Below are 15324 nucleotides of genomic sequence, written 5' to 3'. Positions count from 1 at the left end.
AACACATGGATCGAAAAATAAGCAGAATTTTAACCTGAATGGCAGTGATTTATTCGGCGCTTTGTACCGTTATTTTATGCTACAAACTGCACTTTTATTTGTTTATCTCTGCCTGATTTCAGAATATTATCTTTGCTTAATCGCCTGAAAAATAGAGATTTTAGTCTGGTTTTTGATAAAAACCTGCGCTAAACCATTAAAGGCACTGGTAAAAATAGCGTTGTGCATTAAAAGTACAGAATGTTTTTTAACCATAATAAAACAAAATATATACACGACATCACGAATGGGGATTCAGAGATGAAAAGGAACGCGAAGACGTTAATCGCGGGCATGGTTGCATTGTCTCTCTCGCATGCAGCCATGGCGGAAGAGATTAAAGTTGCGGTGGTCGGTGCCATGTCCGGGCCTGTTGCCCAGTGGGGTGACATGGAGTTCAACGGCGCACGTCAGGCAATTAAAGACATCAACGCCAAAGGTGGCATCAAAGGCGACAAGCTGGTGGGCGTGGAATACGACGACGCCTGCGATCCAAAACAGGCCGTCGCGGTGGCGAACAAAATCGTGAACGATGGCATCCAGTATGTGATCGGCCATCTGTGCTCATCGTCCACTCAGCCTGCGTCTGATATCTACGAAGACGAAGGTATTCTGATGATTACCCCTGGTGCCACCAACCCGGAGCTGACCCAGCGCGGCTACCAGCACATTATGCGTACCGCCGGTCTGGACTCCTCCCAGGGGCCGACCGCGGCGAAATACATCCTCGAGACGGTTAAACCGCAGCGCATTGCCATTATTCATGACAAACAGCAGTACGGCGAAGGCCTGGCGCGTTCCGTTCAGGACGGGCTGAAAAAAGGCGGCGCAAACATCGTCTTCTTCGACGGGATTACCGCGGGTGAGAAAGATTTCTCTGCGCTGATCGCCCGTCTGCAAAAAGAGAATATCGACTTCGTTTACTACGGTGGTTATTACCCGGAAATGGGCCAGATGCTGCGCCAGGCGCGCTCGGTCGGTCTGAAAACCCAGTTCATGGGGCCAGAAGGCGTGGGTAACGCCTCCCTGTCTAACATCGCCGGGGATGCCGCTGAAGGCATGCTGGTGACGATGCCAAAACGCTATGACCAGGATCCGGCGAACAAGGCTATCGTGGATGCGCTCAAGGCGCAGAAGAAAGATCCAAGTGGTCCATACGTCTGGATCACCTACGCCGCCGTGCAGTCACTGGCCACCGCGCTGGACCGTACTGGCAGCAAAGAACCGCTGGATCTGGTGAAAGATTTAAAAGCACACGGGGCGAACACCGTGATTGGGCCGCTGAACTGGGATGAGAAAGGCGATCTGAAGGGATTTGAATTTGGTGTCTTTAAGTGGCACGCCGACGGTTCGTCTTCGGCCGCCAAATAATTATCCCGCCGCCCGGACCGCCGGGCGGGTATAAAAAGGTTTGCATATGTCCGAGCAGTTTCTCTATTTCCTGCAGCAGATGTTTAACGGCGTCACGCTGGGAAGCACCTACGCGCTGATTGCCATCGGCTATACGATGGTGTACGGCATTATCGGCATGATCAACTTCGCCCACGGCGAGGTGTACATGATCGGTAGCTACGTCTCCTTTATGATTATCGCCGCCCTGATGATGATGGGTATCGACAGCAGCTGGCTGCTGGTCGCCGCCGGGTTTGTCGGCGCGATTGTGATTGCCAGCGCCTACGGCTGGAGCATCGAGCGGGTGGCCTACCGGCCGGTACGCAGCTCCAAGCGCCTGATTGCCCTGATCTCCGCGATTGGGATGTCTATCTTCCTGCAAAACTACGTCAGCCTGACCGAAGGCTCGCGCGATGTGGCGCTGCCAAGCCTGTTCAACGGCCAGTGGATTGTCGGCGCCAGCGAAAACTTCTCTGCCTCTATCACCACCATGCAACTGGTGATCTGGGTGGTGACCTTTATTGCGATGCTCGCCCTGACGCTCTTCATCCGCTACTCCCGCATGGGACGCGCCTGCCGTGCCTGCGCGGAAGACCTGAAGATGGCGAGCCTGCTCGGGATCAACACTGACCGCGTGATTGCGCTCACTTTTGTGATCGGCGCGGCGATGGCGGCGGTGGCGGGTGTCCTGCTCGGCCAGTTCTACGGCGTAATTAATCCGTACATCGGCTTTATGGCCGGGATGAAAGCCTTTACCGCGGCGGTACTGGGCGGTATCGGCAGTATTCCTGGCGCGATGATTGGCGGCCTGATTCTGGGCGTGGCAGAAGCGCTCTCCTCAGCGTATTTGAGTACCGAGTATAAAGACGTGGTGTCGTTTGCCCTGCTGATTCTGGTTCTGCTGGTGATGCCTACCGGTATTCTGGGTCGTCCGGAGGTAGAGAAAGTATGAAACCGATGCATTTTGCAATGGCGCTGCTCTCTGCCGCCATGTTCTTCGTGCTGGCGGGCGTCTTTATGGGCGTTCAGTTAGAGCTGAACGGCACAAAGCTTGTGGTAGACACCGCCGCTGACATTCGCTGGCAGTGGGTCTTTATCGGCACCGCCGTGGTGTTCCTGTTCCAGCTGCTGCGTCCGCTGTTCCAGAAAACGCTGAAAGGCGTCTCAGGACCGAAGTTTGTCCTGCCGGCTATCGATGGCTCCACCGTTAAGCAGAAGCTGTTCCTCGTGGCGCTGCTGGTGGCTGCGGTGGCGTGGCCGTTCGTGGTCTCGCGCGGCACGGTAGATATCGCCACCCTGACCATGATCTACGTTATTCTGGGTCTGGGCCTGAACGTGGTGGTGGGGCTCTCTGGCCTGCTGGTACTGGGCTACGGCGGTTTCTACGCCATTGGCGCGTATACCTTTGCGCTACTGAACCACTATTACGGTCTCGGCTTCTGGACGTGCCTGCCGCTGGCGGGGCTGGTCTCTGCCGCGGCAGGTTTCCTGCTTGGCTTCCCGGTGCTGCGCCTGCGCGGTGACTACCTGGCGATTGTGACCTTAGGCTTCGGCGAAATCGTCCGTATCCTGCTGCTCAACAATACCGAGGTGACCGGCGGCCCGAACGGCATCAGCCAGATCCCGAAACCAACCTTCTTTGGTCTGGAGTTCAGCCGTACCGCCCGTGAAGGCGGCTGGGATACCTTCAGCAACTTCTTTGGCGTGAAATACGATCCGTCCGATCGCGTGATTTGGCTCTATCTGGTGGCGCTGCTGCTGGTGGTCATCACGCTGTTCGTGATTAACCGCCTGCTGCGTATGCCGCTGGGCCGCGCGTGGGAAGCGCTGCGTGAAGATGAAATCGCCTGCCGCTCCCTGGGCCTCAATCCGACCCGCATTAAGCTGACTGCGTTCACCATCAGCGCCGCGTTCGCCGGTTTTGCCGGCACGCTGTTTGCCGCGCGTCAGGGCTTTGTCAGCCCGGAATCGTTCACCTTTGCCGAATCCGCCTTTGTGCTGGCGATTGTGGTGCTCGGCGGGATGGGTTCGCAGTTTGCCGTTATCCTCGCCGCCATTCTGCTGGTGGTTTCACGCGAGCTGATGCGTGACTTTAACGAATACAGCATGCTAATGCTGGGTGGTTTGATGGTGCTGATGATGATCTGGCGTCCGCAGGGTCTGCTGCCGATGACCCGTCCACAGCTGAAGCTGAAGAACGGGCAAGCAAAAGGAGAGCAGGCATGAGTCAGCCATTATTATCCGTTAACGGTCTGATGATGCGTTTTGGCGGCCTGCTGGCGGTCAACAATGTGAATCTGGATCTGCACAAGAAAGAGATCGTCTCCCTGATTGGCCCGAACGGTGCGGGAAAAACCACAGTCTTTAACTGCCTGACCGGTTTCTACAAGCCGACGGGCGGCACCATCATGCTGCGCGACCAGCATCTGGAAGGGCTGCCGGGCCAGCAGATTGCCCGCATGGGCGTGGTGCGTACTTTCCAGCACGTGCGTCTGTTCCGCGAGATGACGGTGATTGAGAACCTGCTGGTGGCACAGCATCAGCAGTTGAAAACCGGTCTGTTCTCCGGCCTGCTGAAGACGCCAGCCTTCCGCCGGGCGCAGAGCGAAGCGCTGGATCGTGCGGCAACCTGGCTCGACCGTATCGGTCTGCTGCCGCATGCCAACCGCCAGGCAAGTAACCTTGCGTACGGTGACCAGCGTCGCCTTGAGATTGTGCGCTGCATGGTAACGCAGCCGGAAATCCTGATGCTTGATGAACCCGCAGCGGGTCTGAACCCGAAAGAGACCAAAGAGCTGGACGAGCTGATTGCTGAACTTCGCGATCATCACGACACCACTATCCTGCTGATTGAGCACGATATGAAGCTGGTAATGGGGATCTCTGACCGTATCTACGTGGTGAACCAGGGAACGCCGCTGGCAAACGGTACGCCGGATGAGATCCGCAACAACCCGGACGTGATCCGCGCATACCTGGGTGAGGCATAAGATGGAAAAAGCGATGTTAACGTTTGACAAGGTAAGTGCCCACTACGGCAAGATCCAGGCGCTGCACGACGTCAGCCTGCATATCAATCAGGGCGAAATCGTCACCCTGATTGGGGCTAACGGCGCGGGCAAAACCACGCTGCTCGGTACCCTGTGCGGCGACCCGCGCGCCACCAGCGGTCGGATTGTGTTTGATGGCAAAGACATCACCGACTGGCAGACCGCCAGAATCATGCGTGAAGCGGTGGCGATAGTCCCTGAAGGGCGTCGTGTCTTCTCGCGCATGACGGTGGAAGAGAACCTGGCGATGGGCGGCTTCTTCGCTGACCGCGACCAGTATCAGTCCCGTATCAAGTGGGTGTACGAACTCTTCCCGCGCCTGTGGGAGCGTCGTATTCAGCGTGCGGGGACCATGTCCGGCGGTGAGCAGCAGATGCTGGCGATCGGCCGCGCCCTGATGAGCCAGCCGCGCCTGCTGCTGCTGGATGAACCGTCGCTGGGTCTTGCGCCAATTATCATTCAGCAGATCTTCGACACCATTGAACAGCTGCGTAAAGAGGGGATGACCATCTTCCTCGTCGAGCAGAACGCCAACCAGGCGCTGAAGCTCGCCGATCGCGGTTACGTGCTGGAGAACGGCCACGTGGTGCTTGAGGATACCGGCGATGCGCTGCTGGCCAATGAAGCGGTGCGGAGTGCGTATTTAGGCGGCTGAGCCGTCTGTATTGCCCGGTGGCGCTTACGCTTACCGGGCCTACGGGATCGAGTAGGCCGGGGAAGGCGAAGCCGCCACCCGGCTTTTTCACATAAACCCCTTCACACAACCATCATCCCGCTGACCTTTTGTTGTCACTTATCTGTAAACAAACAGTTATTTTTCTGTCATTCGAGCATGTCATGTTACCTCGCGAGCATAAAACGCGTGATATCGCGCATCCGGCACAATAAGAGAGATGACAATGACATCGTTACGACACACAGCTTTGGGTCTGGCACTGGGTCTGGCTTTTGCGACGAACGCAATGGCTGTGACGACCATTCCGTTCTGGCATTCCATGGAAGGGGAGTTGGGTAAAGAGGTTGACTCCCTGGCGCAGCGTTTCAACGACACCCATCCGGATTACAAAATTGTGCCGGTGTACAAAGGTAACTACGAGCAGAGCCTGAGCGCGGGCATTGCCGCCTTCCGTACCGGTAATGCGCCTGCCATTTTGCAGGTGTACGAAGTAGGCACCGCGACCATGATGGCCTCCAAAGCCATCAAACCGGTCTACGAAGTGTTCAAAGAGGCGGGGATCAACTTCGACGAATCCCAGTTTGTGCCGACCGTAGCGGGTTACTACACCGATTCTAAAACCGGCCATCTGCTGTCTCAGCCGTTTAACAGCTCGACGCCGGTGCTGTACTACAACAAAGACGCCTTTAAGAAAGCCGGTTTAGACCCGGAGCAGCCGCCAAAAACCTGGCAGGATCTGGCGGAGTACACCGCGAAGCTGAAAGCGGCGGGGATGAAGTGCGGCTACGCCAGCGGCTGGCAGGGTTGGATCCAGATTGAAAACTTCAGCGCCTGGCACGGCCTGCCGGTAGCCACCAAAAACAACGGTTTCGATGGCACCGACGCGGTACTGGAGTTCAACAAGCCAGAGCAGGTGAAGCACATCGCGCTGCTGGAAGAGTTGAACAAGAAGGGGGATTTCAGCTACTTCGGACGTAAAGACGAATCCACCGAGAAGTTCTACAACGGTGACTGCGCCATTACCACCGCCTCGTCCGGCTCGCTGGCGGATATCCGTCACTATGCCAAATTCAACTACGGCGTGGGCATGATGCCGTACGACGCAGACGTGAAAGGCGCGCCGCAGAACGCCATCATCGGCGGAGCAAGCCTGTGGGTGATGCAGGGTAAAGACGCCGGCACCTACAAAGGGGTGGCCGAGTTCCTCGACTTCCTGGCGAAACCTGAAAACGCGGCCGAATGGCACCAGAAAACCGGCTACCTGCCGATCACCAAAGCTGCCTATGACCTGACCCGCGAGCAGGGCTTCTACAGCAAGAATCCGGGTGCGGATATCGCGACGCGTCAGATGCTGAACAAGCCGCCGTTGCCGTTCACCAAAGGCCTGCGTCTGGGCAACATGCCGCAGATCCGCACCATTGTCGACGAAGAGCTGGAAAGCGTCTGGACCGGCAAGAAAACGCCACAGCAGGCGCTGGATTCAGCGGTAGAGCGCGGGAATCAGCTGCTGCGCCGCTTTGAGCAGTCCACCAAATCGTAAAAAAATGCCCGGTGGCGCTGCGCTTACCGGGCCTACGACGTGCCATATGTAGGCCGGGTAAGGCGTAGCCGCCACCAGGCACTGTTCAGGAACCAAATCTCAATGTCATCATCCCGTCCGGTGTTTCGTTCCCGCTGGCTGCCGTATCTGCTGGTCGCGCCTCAGCTGGTCATCACCGTTATCTTCTTTATCTGGCCCGCGGGCGAAGCGCTCTGGTACTCGGTGCAAAGCGTTGATCCTTTTGGACTCTCCAGCCAGTTTGTAGGCCTGGACAACTTCACCGCGCTGTTCCACGACAGCTACTACCTGGATTCTTTCTGGACGACGATCAAATTCAGCGCGCTGGTCACCGTGAGCGGCCTTGTTGCCTCGCTGTTCTTCGCCGCGCTGGTGGATTACGTGGTGCGTGGCAGCCGTCTGTATCAGACCCTGATACTGCTGCCCTACGCCGTGGCACCAGCGGTCGCCGCCGTGCTGTGGATCTTCCTGTTTAACCCCGGACGCGGGTTAATTACCCATTTTCTGGCGGAATTCGGATACGACTGGAACCACGCCCAGAACAGCGGCCAGGCGATGTTCCTGGTGGTGTTCGCCTCGGTGTGGAAGCAGATTAGCTACAACTTCCTGTTCTTCTTTGCCGCGCTACAGTCCATTCCGCGTTCGCTGGTGGAAGCCGCCGCCATTGACGGCGCAGGCCCGATCCGCCGCTTCTTCAGGCTGTCGCTGCCGCTGATTGCCCCGGTGAGTTTCTTCCTGCTGGTGGTGAACCTGGTGTATGCCTTTTTCGACACCTTCCCGGTCATCGACGCGGCCACCGCCGGTGGCCCGGTGCAGGCCACGACGACGCTGATTTATAAAATCTACCGCGAAGGGTTTGCCGGGTTGGATCTCTCGGCCTCCGCCGCGCAGTCCGTCGTGCTGATGTTCCTTGTCATCATCCTCACGGTGGTGCAGTTCCGCTATGTCGAAAGTAAGGTGCGCTACCAATGATTGAGAACCGTCGCGGGCTGACGATTTTCAGCCATACCATGCTGATTCTGGGGATTATCGTCATCCTCTTTCCGCTGTACGTGGCGTTTGTCGCCGCCACGCTGGACACCAAAGCGGTGTTCGACACGCCGATGACGCTGATCCCAGGCACGCATCTTTTTGAGAACATGAAAACCATCTGGACCCAGGGCGTGGGGGCCAACAGCGCGCCGTTCTGGCTGATGATGCTCAACAGCTTCATCATGGCGTTCGGCATTACGGTGGGCAAAATCACGGTGTCGATGCTCTCGGCTTTCGCCATCGTCTGGTTCCGCTTTCCGCTGCGTAACCTCTTCTTCTGGATGATTTTTATCACCCTGATGCTGCCGGTGGAGGTGCGTATCTTCCCGACGGTGGAAGTGATCGCCAACCTGAAGATGCTCGACAGCTACGCGGGCTTAACCCTGCCGCTGATGGCGTCTGCGACCGCCACCTTCCTGTTCCGCCAGTTCTTTATGACGCTGCCGGACGAGCTGATTGAAGCCGCGCGCATTGACGGCGCCTCACCGATGCGCTTTTTCCGCGACATCGTGCTGCCGCTGTCGAAAACCAACCTCGCGGCGCTGTTTGTGATCACCTTTATCTACGGCTGGAACCAGTACCTGTGGCCGCTGCTGATTATTCAGGACGTCAACCTCGGCACCGCCGTGGCGGGCATCAAGGGCATGATCGCCACCGGCGAAGGCACCACCCTCTGGAACCAGGTGATGGCGGCGATGCTGCTCACCCTTATCCCCCCGGTCGTTATCGTTTTAGCCATGCAGCGTGCGTTTGTGCGTGGTTTAGTGGACAGTGAGAAATAAGATGGCAGGTTTAAAACTTCAGGCAGTGACCAAAAGCTGGGATGGCAAAACCCAGGTGATTCAGCCGCTCACCCTCGACGTGGCGGACGGGGAGTTCATCGTGATGGTCGGCCCGTCCGGTTGCGGCAAATCCACGCTGCTGCGCATGGTGGCCGGGCTTGAGCGCGTCACCTCCGGCGATATCTGGATTGACCGCCAGCGCGTGACCGAGATGGAGCCCAAAGACCGCGGCATCGCGATGGTGTTCCAGAACTACGCCCTCTATCCGCACATGAGCGTGGAAGAGAACATGGCCTGGGGGCTGAAAATCCGCGGCATGGGCAAGGGGCATATCGAGGAGCGGGTGAAAGAGGCGGCACGCATTCTGGAGTTGGATGGCCTGCTTAAGCGTCGTCCGCGTGAGCTCTCCGGCGGCCAGCGCCAGCGCGTGGCGATGGGGCGTGCCATTGTGCGCGATCCGGCGGTGTTCCTGTTCGATGAACCGCTCTCTAACCTCGACGCCAAGCTGCGCGTGCAGATGCGTCTGGAGCTGCAGCAACTGCATCGCCGTCTGAAAACCACCTCCCTGTACGTGACCCACGATCAGGTCGAAGCCATGACCCTCGCCCAACGGGTGATGGTGATGAACAAAGGCATCGCCGAGCAGATTGGCACGCCGGTGGAAGTCTATGAGAAACCGGCCACCCGCTTTGTGGCGAGCTTTATCGGCAGCCCGGCAATGAACCTGCTGGAAGGGCGGATCAGCAGCGCGGGCACCCACTTTGAGCTGGAAAGCGGGATGGCATTACCCATCAACTGGTACTATCGTGGCTACGCCGGGCGTAAGATGACGCTCGGTATTCGCCCGGAGCATATTGGTTTAACCTCTCAGGCGGACGGCGGCGTGCCGCTGGTGATGGACACGCTGGAGATGTTGGGTGCAGATAACCTGGCGCATGGACGCTGGGGCGAGCAAAAAATGGTGGTGCGTCTGCCGCATCAGGAACGCCCGAAAGCAGGCAGCACGCTGTGGCTGCACCTGCCGGAAAATCACCTGCACTTATTTGACGGTGAAACAGGACAACGAGTATGAGCAACTGGCCTTATCCCCACATCGTCGCCCACCGTGGCGGCGGTAAACTGGCGCCGGAAAATACCCTGGCGGCAATTGATGTTGGCGCACGCTACGGCCACACGATGATTGAATTCGACGCCAAGCTGTCGAAAGACGGCGAAATTTTCCTGCTGCATGATGACAATCTCGAACGCACCAGCAACGGCTGGGGCGTGGCGGGGGAACTGCCGTGGCGCGATCTGCTGAAGGTGGATGCCGGAAGCTGGTTCAGCGGCGAGTACAAAGGCGAACCGTTGCCGCTGCTGGCGGAAGTGGCCGACCGTTGTCGTCAACACGGGATGATGGCCAACATCGAAATCAAACCGACGACCGGTACCGGGCCGCTCACGGGCAACGTGATTGCGCTGGCCGCACGCGAGCTGTGGGAAGGCATGACGCCACCGCTGCTGTCGTCATTTGAAATTGATGCCCTTGAAGCGGCACAGGCTGCGGTGCCGGAGCTGCCGCGCGGGCTGCTGCTGGACGAGTGGCGCGAGGACTGGCGTGAGCTGACCACCCGCTTAGCGTGCGTGTCGATCCATCTCAATCATAAGCTGCTGGATGAGGCGAGGGTTAAGATGCTGAAAGCGGCAGGGCTGCATATTCTGGTGTATACCGTCAACAAACCCCAGCGTGCGGCTGAGCTGCTGCGCTGGGGTGTGGACAGTATCTGTACCGATGCGATTGACCTGATCGGTCCGGACTTTAGTTCTGCGGATTAAGCATACTGCCATTCGACTGCGACGGCAGCATATGCTGCTGTCCGCTGCCTGACGAACTCATCCCTCCCAGCATCCCGCCGTTTTTATTCGGCAGCGGTTGCTCGCGCATCTGCCCCTGCTGCACGCGCTGGGTGTTAGTGTTCATCTGATTTTGCAGGCTCTGCTGCTGCATTCGGGTCTGCGTGTTCAACTGCTGGTTCAGCATCCCTTTTTGCTGTTGCTGCTGACTCATCATCTCCGTCTGCATACGCTGCTGGCTCGGAATGACATAGCCCGGCTGGTTAGGGTTATTCATCGTATTGAGTGGCTGTGCAAGTGCGGCAAACGGGAGCAACGCCGTAAGGATCAGGAAGCGTTTCATGATCTTCTCCTTCTTTGAGGTTTCTCTTAAGTTTACCCCGAATTCACCATGACGATGATTTTTTAGGAGTTGTGAACCAGGCTTAAGCGGGGAATATGGCTCCCTTCACCTGGAGAACAATAATGATGAAACCAACCCTTTTGCGCTGGGTCGCCATCGCTGCGCTGATGGCAGGCGGTACATTTAGCGTGGCGGCTAACCCGCCTGCGGCTCCTCCGGTCTCTTATGGCTTGGAGGAAGATGTGTTTCATCCCGTGCGGGCCACGCACGGGATGGTGGCCTCGGTGGATGCGCTGGCAACGAAAGTGGGCGTCGATATTCTCAAACAGGGCGGTAATGCGGTGGATGCCGCGGTGGCGGTCGGCTATGCGCTGGCGGTAACACACCCGCAGGCGGGGAATCTGGGCGGCGGCGGCTTTATGATGCTGCGCACCAAAGACGGAAAGACGACGGCCATCGACTTCCGCGAAATGGCGCCTGCTCAGGCCTCCCGCGATATGTTCCTTGACGATCAGGGCAACCCGGACAGTAAAAAATCGCTGACCTCGCACCTTGCGTCCGGCACGCCGGGCACCGTCGCAGGCTTCTCGCTGGCGCTGGAAAAATACGGCACGATGCCGCTGAACAAAGTGGTCCAGCCTGCCATTAAGCTGGCGCGCGACGGCTTTGTGGTGAACGACGCCCTGGCCGATGACCTTAAAACCTACGGCAGCGAAGTCATTCCGAACCATGAAAACAGCAAGGCGATCTTCTGGAAAGACGGAGAGCCGCTGAAGAAGGGCGATAAGCTGGTGCAGAAGAACCTTGCCAAAAGCCTGGAGCTGATTGCGGAGCATGGCCCGGACGCCTTCTACAAAGGGGCGATTGCCGACCAGATTGCCGAAGAGATGCAAAAGAACGGCGGGCTCATCACCAAAGCGGATCTGGCGGAGTATAAGGCGGTGGAGCGCGAGCCAATTAGCGGCACCTACCGTGGCTATGAGGTCTTCTCCATGCCGCCGCCGTCCTCCGGCGGGATCCACATCGTGCAGATCCTCAATATTCTGGAAAACTTCGATATGCACAAGTTTGGCTTCGGCAGTGCCGATGCCATGCAGGTGATGGCCGAGGCGGAAAAACGCGCCTATGCCGACCGCTCGGAATACCTTGGCGACCCGGACTTTGTGAAGGTGCCGTGGCAGGCGCTGACCAACAAAGCGTATGCCAAATCCATTGCCGATCAGATCGACATCAATAAGGCTAAGCCGTCGAGCGAGATCCGCCCCGGCAAGCTGGCACCGTATGAAAGTAACCAGACCACCCACTTCTCGGTGGTGGATAAAGACGGTAACGCGGTGGCGGTGACCTATACGCTCAATACCACCTTTGGAACCGGGATTGTGGCGGGCAACAGCGGCATTCTGCTGAACAACGAGATGGATGACTTCTCTGCCAAACCGGGCGTACCGAACGTCTACGGGCTGGTCGGTGGGGATGCCAACGCGGTGGGGCCGAAGAAACGTCCGCTGTCGTCGATGTCACCGACCATTGTGGTGAAAGACGGCAAAACCTGGCTGGTAACCGGCAGCCCGGGTGGCAGCCGGATTATCACCACCGTGCTGCAGATGGTGGTGAACAGTATCGACTTTGGTATGAACGTGGCGGAGGCGACCAACGCCCCACGCTTCCATCACCAGTGGCTGCCGGATGAACTGCGCGTCGAGAAGGGCTTTAGCCCGGACACCCTCAAACTGCTGGAGCAGCGCGGACAGAAGGTAGCGGTGAAAGAGGCGATGGGCAGCACCCAGAGCATTATGGTGGGGCCGGACGGGGCGCTGTTTGGCGCGTCAGACCCGCGGTCGGTGGATGATTTAACGGCGGGGTATTAATCTGTTGTCTAATTCCCTCTCCCGGTGGGAGAGGGTTAGGGTGAGGGCAACAAACTACTTCATTCGCGCCATATAATACGCATCCACATACTCGCCGTTGCGCAGGGCATAACGCTTGCCTGTGCCTTCAATCTCAAATCCGTGTTTTTTGTACACCGCAATCGCCGGCTCGTTATCGACAAACACCGTCAGCTCAATGCGGTCAACGCGCAGCCAGTTATCGCACATATCAATCATGGTGCGCATCAGTGCGCTGGCAACGCCCCGGTTTTGCCACTGCGCGCCTACACAAATCCCAAAATCAGCCACATGGCTGCGGCGCGGGCGTTGCGCAACGGCGATGCTCAGGTGTCCGGCAACGGTGCCGTCGATACATGCGACCAGCTGTTTAATGCCCGGCTGGTCGGATAGCCGCTCTTGCCACATCTGCTCAGAGGGATGAGGAACCTGTAGCGTGTTGTGGTACACCTCCGGCTGGGCGTGGATCTGACGAATGGCGTCATAATCTTTCGGTTCCGCATGGCGTATCACTATCTCACTCATTCCTTATTCCTCAGTCAGTTAAACATCCCTTCCAACATCAGTGACTTTGAAATTTGAGTCAACCGCTATTTTTTGCAAAAAGTATTGGACAAGTGCGAATGAGAATGATTATTATTGCTCTGCATTCAGGAAGACCACTACGGGAACCTGAAAGCACGACATTGCTCACATTGCTTCCAGTATTACTTTAGCCAGCTTTTAGCTGGCTTTTTTTTGTCCTTTTTCGCCCTCTCCCCGTGGGAGAGGGCTGGGGTGAGGGCAAAACATGCGCTATGGTAAAACCCAGTAACCTTCCAAAAGGACTGAGCTATGACCTTACATTGCGCATTTATTGGATTTGGTAAAAGTACGACCCGCTATCATCTTCCGTATGTTCTCAACCGTAAAGACAGCTGGCATGTGGCGCATATCTACCGCCGCAGCGCGAAGCCGGAAGAGCAGTCTCCGCAGTATTCCCATATTCATTTCACCAGCGATCTCAATGAAGTACTGGGCGACCCGCAGGTTAAACTGGTCATCGTCTGTACCCATGCTGACAGCCATTTCGACTATGCGAAACGCGCGCTCGAGGCGGGTAAAAACGTGCTGGTAGAAAAACCCTTCACCCCGACCATCGCTGAAGCGAAAACCCTCTTCGCACTGGCGAAAGGCAAAGGGCTGACCGTCACGCCGTATCAGAACCGTCGCTTCGACAGCTGCTTCCTCACGGCGAAAAAGGCGATTGAGAGCGGCAAGCTTGGCGACATCGTCGAAATGGAAAGCCATTTTGACTATTACCGCCCGGTGGCGGAGACCAAACCCGGCCTGCCGCAGGACGGTTCCTTCTACGGTCTTGGCGTCCATACCATGGACCAAATCATCTCCCTGTTTGGCCGCCCGGACCACGTGGCGTATGACATTCGCAGCCTGCGTAATAAAGCCAACCCGGACGATACTTTTGAAGCGCAGCTGTTCTACGGCGACCTGAAAGCCATCGTTAAAACCAGCCATCTGGTGAAAATCGACTACCCGAAATTTATCGTTCACGGCACGAAAGGTTCGTTTATCAAGTACGGTATCGATCAGCAGGAGACCAGCCTGAAGGCCAATATCATGCCGGGTGAACCGGGCTTTGCGGCGGATGATTCGGTTGGCGTACTGGAGTATGTGAACGCAGAAGGTGTGACGGTCAGAGAAGAGCTGACGCCTGAAACCGGCGACTATGGTCGCGTCTACGACGCGCTGCATGCAACCCTGACCCGCGGCGTGGCGAATTACGTCAAGGAATCTGACGTTATGACCAACCTCGAAATCCTCGAACGGGCCTTCGAACAGGCTTCTCCTGCCACGGTAACCCTTGCGAAATAAGCAAAAATGGCTCCTCTGCACTTGTTCATAATTTTTGAACAGAGGAGTCAATTTTCACCCTCTATGATCCCAGGCGGTTTGCGTCCACACTTACTTCATCGAAACGAACTGAGGGTGAAAACAATGATCTACTTACGCAAAGCAAACGAACGTGGTCACGCGAATCATGGCTGGCTGGACTCATGGCATTCATTCTCGTTTGCCGACTACTACGACCCGAACTTCATGGGCTTCTCTGCACTGCGCGTGATTAACGATGACGTGATTGATGCAGGCCAGGGCTTCGGTACCCACCCGCATAAAGACATGGAAATCCTGACCTATGTGCTGGAAGGGGCGGTTGAGCACCAGGACAGCATGGGCAACAAAGAGCAGGTTCCGGCGGGCGAGTTCCAGATCATGAGCGCGGGTACCGGTGTTCGTCACTCGGAGTACAACCCGAGCAAAACGGAAAAACTGCACCTGTATCAAATCTGGATCATTCCAGAAGAAACCGGCATCACGCCGCGCTACGAGCAGCGCCGCTTCGACGCCAAACAGGGCAAACAGCTGGTGCTCTCCCCGGATGCGCGTGAAGGTTCGCTGAAAGTGCATCAGGATATGGAACTGTACCGCTGGGCGCTGGCGAAAGACGAACAGTCTGTACACCAGATCGCCGCGAACCGCCGCGTCTGGATCCAGGTGGTGAAAGGTGAAGTGTCCATCAACGGCACCAAAGCGACAACGGCAGATGGTCTGGCCATCTGGGATGAGCAAGCGCTCTCCGTGCATGCCGACAGCGAAAGTGAAATTCTGCTGTTTGATCTGCCACCGGTGTAATAAATCATAAATAAATGCCCATCCTTCCCTTTGACAGGGGAA

Annotated in this window: 15 protein-coding genes; 13 read left to right on the top strand and 2 right to left on the bottom strand. The window is 57.1% G+C overall.

The window, feature by feature from the left end; translation table 11 throughout:
• The first annotated feature begins 300 nt into the window (after positions 1 to 300).
• The 10 genes from livK to ugpQ all read left to right on the top strand — a co-directional run bounded on the left by livK (position 301) and on the right by ugpQ (position 10344).
• The gene (gene livK / locus AC2FAK_RS18295; protein ID WP_028028112.1) at positions 301 to 1410 is read left to right on the top strand and encodes a high-affinity branched-chain amino acid ABC transporter substrate-binding protein LivK; all 1110 of its coding nucleotides are present in this window, start codon (positions 301 to 303) and stop codon (positions 1408 to 1410) included.
• A gap of 46 nt (positions 1411 to 1456) precedes the next feature.
• Positions 1457 to 2383, top strand: coding sequence for a high-affinity branched-chain amino acid ABC transporter permease LivH (livH, locus tag AC2FAK_RS18290; RefSeq protein ID WP_013099131.1), 927 nt, complete (start codon positions 1457 to 1459; stop codon positions 2381 to 2383).
• Positions 2380 to 3657 carry a branched chain amino acid ABC transporter permease LivM gene (gene livM, locus AC2FAK_RS18285; RefSeq protein WP_013099130.1) on the top strand — a complete coding sequence of 426 codons (1278 nt, stop codon included), beginning with the start codon at positions 2380 to 2382 and terminating at the stop codon, positions 3655 to 3657. Before livH ends, livM begins: the two co-directional genes overlap by 4 nt.
• Positions 3654 to 4421 (top strand): high-affinity branched-chain amino acid ABC transporter ATP-binding protein LivG, encoded by a 768-nt coding sequence (gene livG / locus AC2FAK_RS18280; protein WP_013099129.1) that lies wholly within the window; start codon positions 3654 to 3656, stop codon positions 4419 to 4421. The genes livM and livG overlap by 4 nt, the downstream gene beginning before the upstream one ends.
• A 1-nt stretch (position 4422) precedes the next feature.
• Positions 4423 to 5136 (top strand): high-affinity branched-chain amino acid ABC transporter ATP-binding protein LivF, encoded by a 714-nt coding sequence (livF, locus tag AC2FAK_RS18275; RefSeq protein WP_013099128.1) that lies wholly within the window; start codon positions 4423 to 4425, stop codon positions 5134 to 5136.
• A 244-nt stretch (positions 5137 to 5380) separates the two neighbouring features.
• Positions 5381 to 6697, top strand: a complete 1317-nt coding sequence (ugpB, locus tag AC2FAK_RS18270; protein WP_028028113.1) for a sn-glycerol-3-phosphate ABC transporter substrate-binding protein UgpB — start codon at positions 5381 to 5383, stop codon at positions 6695 to 6697.
• A gap of 102 nt (positions 6698 to 6799) precedes the next feature.
• Positions 6800 to 7687, top strand: a complete 888-nt coding sequence (ugpA, locus tag AC2FAK_RS18265; RefSeq protein ID WP_095455457.1) for a sn-glycerol-3-phosphate ABC transporter permease UgpA — start codon at positions 6800 to 6802, stop codon at positions 7685 to 7687.
• Entirely contained in the window at positions 7684 to 8529 is an 846-nt protein-coding gene (gene ugpE, locus AC2FAK_RS18260) for a sn-glycerol-3-phosphate ABC transporter permease UgpE (protein WP_013099125.1), read from the top strand. Before ugpA ends, ugpE begins: the two co-directional genes overlap by 4 nt.
• 1 nt (position 8530) lies before the next feature.
• Positions 8531 to 9601, top strand: a complete 1071-nt coding sequence (locus tag AC2FAK_RS18255) for a sn-glycerol-3-phosphate import ATP-binding protein UgpC (RefSeq protein WP_095455458.1) — start codon at positions 8531 to 8533, stop codon at positions 9599 to 9601.
• Positions 9598 to 10344: a glycerophosphodiester phosphodiesterase gene (gene ugpQ, locus AC2FAK_RS18250; protein WP_013099123.1), complete on the top strand. Its 747-nt coding sequence runs from the start codon at positions 9598 to 9600 to the stop codon at positions 10342 to 10344. Before AC2FAK_RS18255 ends, ugpQ begins: the two co-directional genes overlap by 4 nt.
• Here the strand turns inward: ugpQ and AC2FAK_RS18245 are convergent.
• Entirely contained in the window at positions 10328 to 10705 is a 378-nt protein-coding gene (locus tag AC2FAK_RS18245) for a DUF2756 family protein (protein WP_013099122.1), read from the bottom strand. The two genes, ugpQ and AC2FAK_RS18245, sit on opposite strands and share 17 nt — an antisense overlap.
• Before the next feature lie 122 nt (positions 10706 to 10827).
• On the opposite strand from AC2FAK_RS18245, the gene ggt reads away from it, so the two are divergent.
• Positions 10828 to 12573 (top strand): gamma-glutamyltransferase, encoded by a 1746-nt coding sequence (ggt, locus tag AC2FAK_RS18240; RefSeq protein ID WP_205742473.1) that lies wholly within the window; start codon positions 10828 to 10830, stop codon positions 12571 to 12573.
• Between the two features lie 54 nt (positions 12574 to 12627).
• On the opposite strand, the gene yhhY is transcribed toward ggt, so the two are convergent.
• A complete protein-coding gene (gene yhhY / locus AC2FAK_RS18235) occupies positions 12628 to 13116 on the bottom strand; it encodes an N-acetyltransferase (RefSeq protein WP_095455459.1) in 489 nt (162 codons plus the stop codon).
• 309 nt (positions 13117 to 13425) lie between these two features.
• Here yhhY and AC2FAK_RS18230 point away from each other — a divergent pair, with 309 nt between their 5' ends.
• Both AC2FAK_RS18230 and AC2FAK_RS18225 read left to right on the top strand, forming a co-directional pair.
• Entirely contained in the window at positions 13426 to 14463 is a 1038-nt protein-coding gene (locus tag AC2FAK_RS18230; protein WP_095455460.1) for an oxidoreductase, read from the top strand.
• 123 nt (positions 14464 to 14586) lie between these two features.
• Entirely contained in the window at positions 14587 to 15282 is a 696-nt protein-coding gene (locus AC2FAK_RS18225) for a pirin family protein (protein WP_000639796.1), read from the top strand.
• The last annotated feature ends 42 nt before the right edge of the window (positions 15283 to 15324 follow it).

It is taken from the genome of Enterobacter cloacae complex sp. 394F7, from assembly GCF_057320385.1.
The sequence above is the reverse complement of the archived record's forward strand: the minus strand, read 5'-3'. Positions and strand labels throughout refer to the sequence as shown.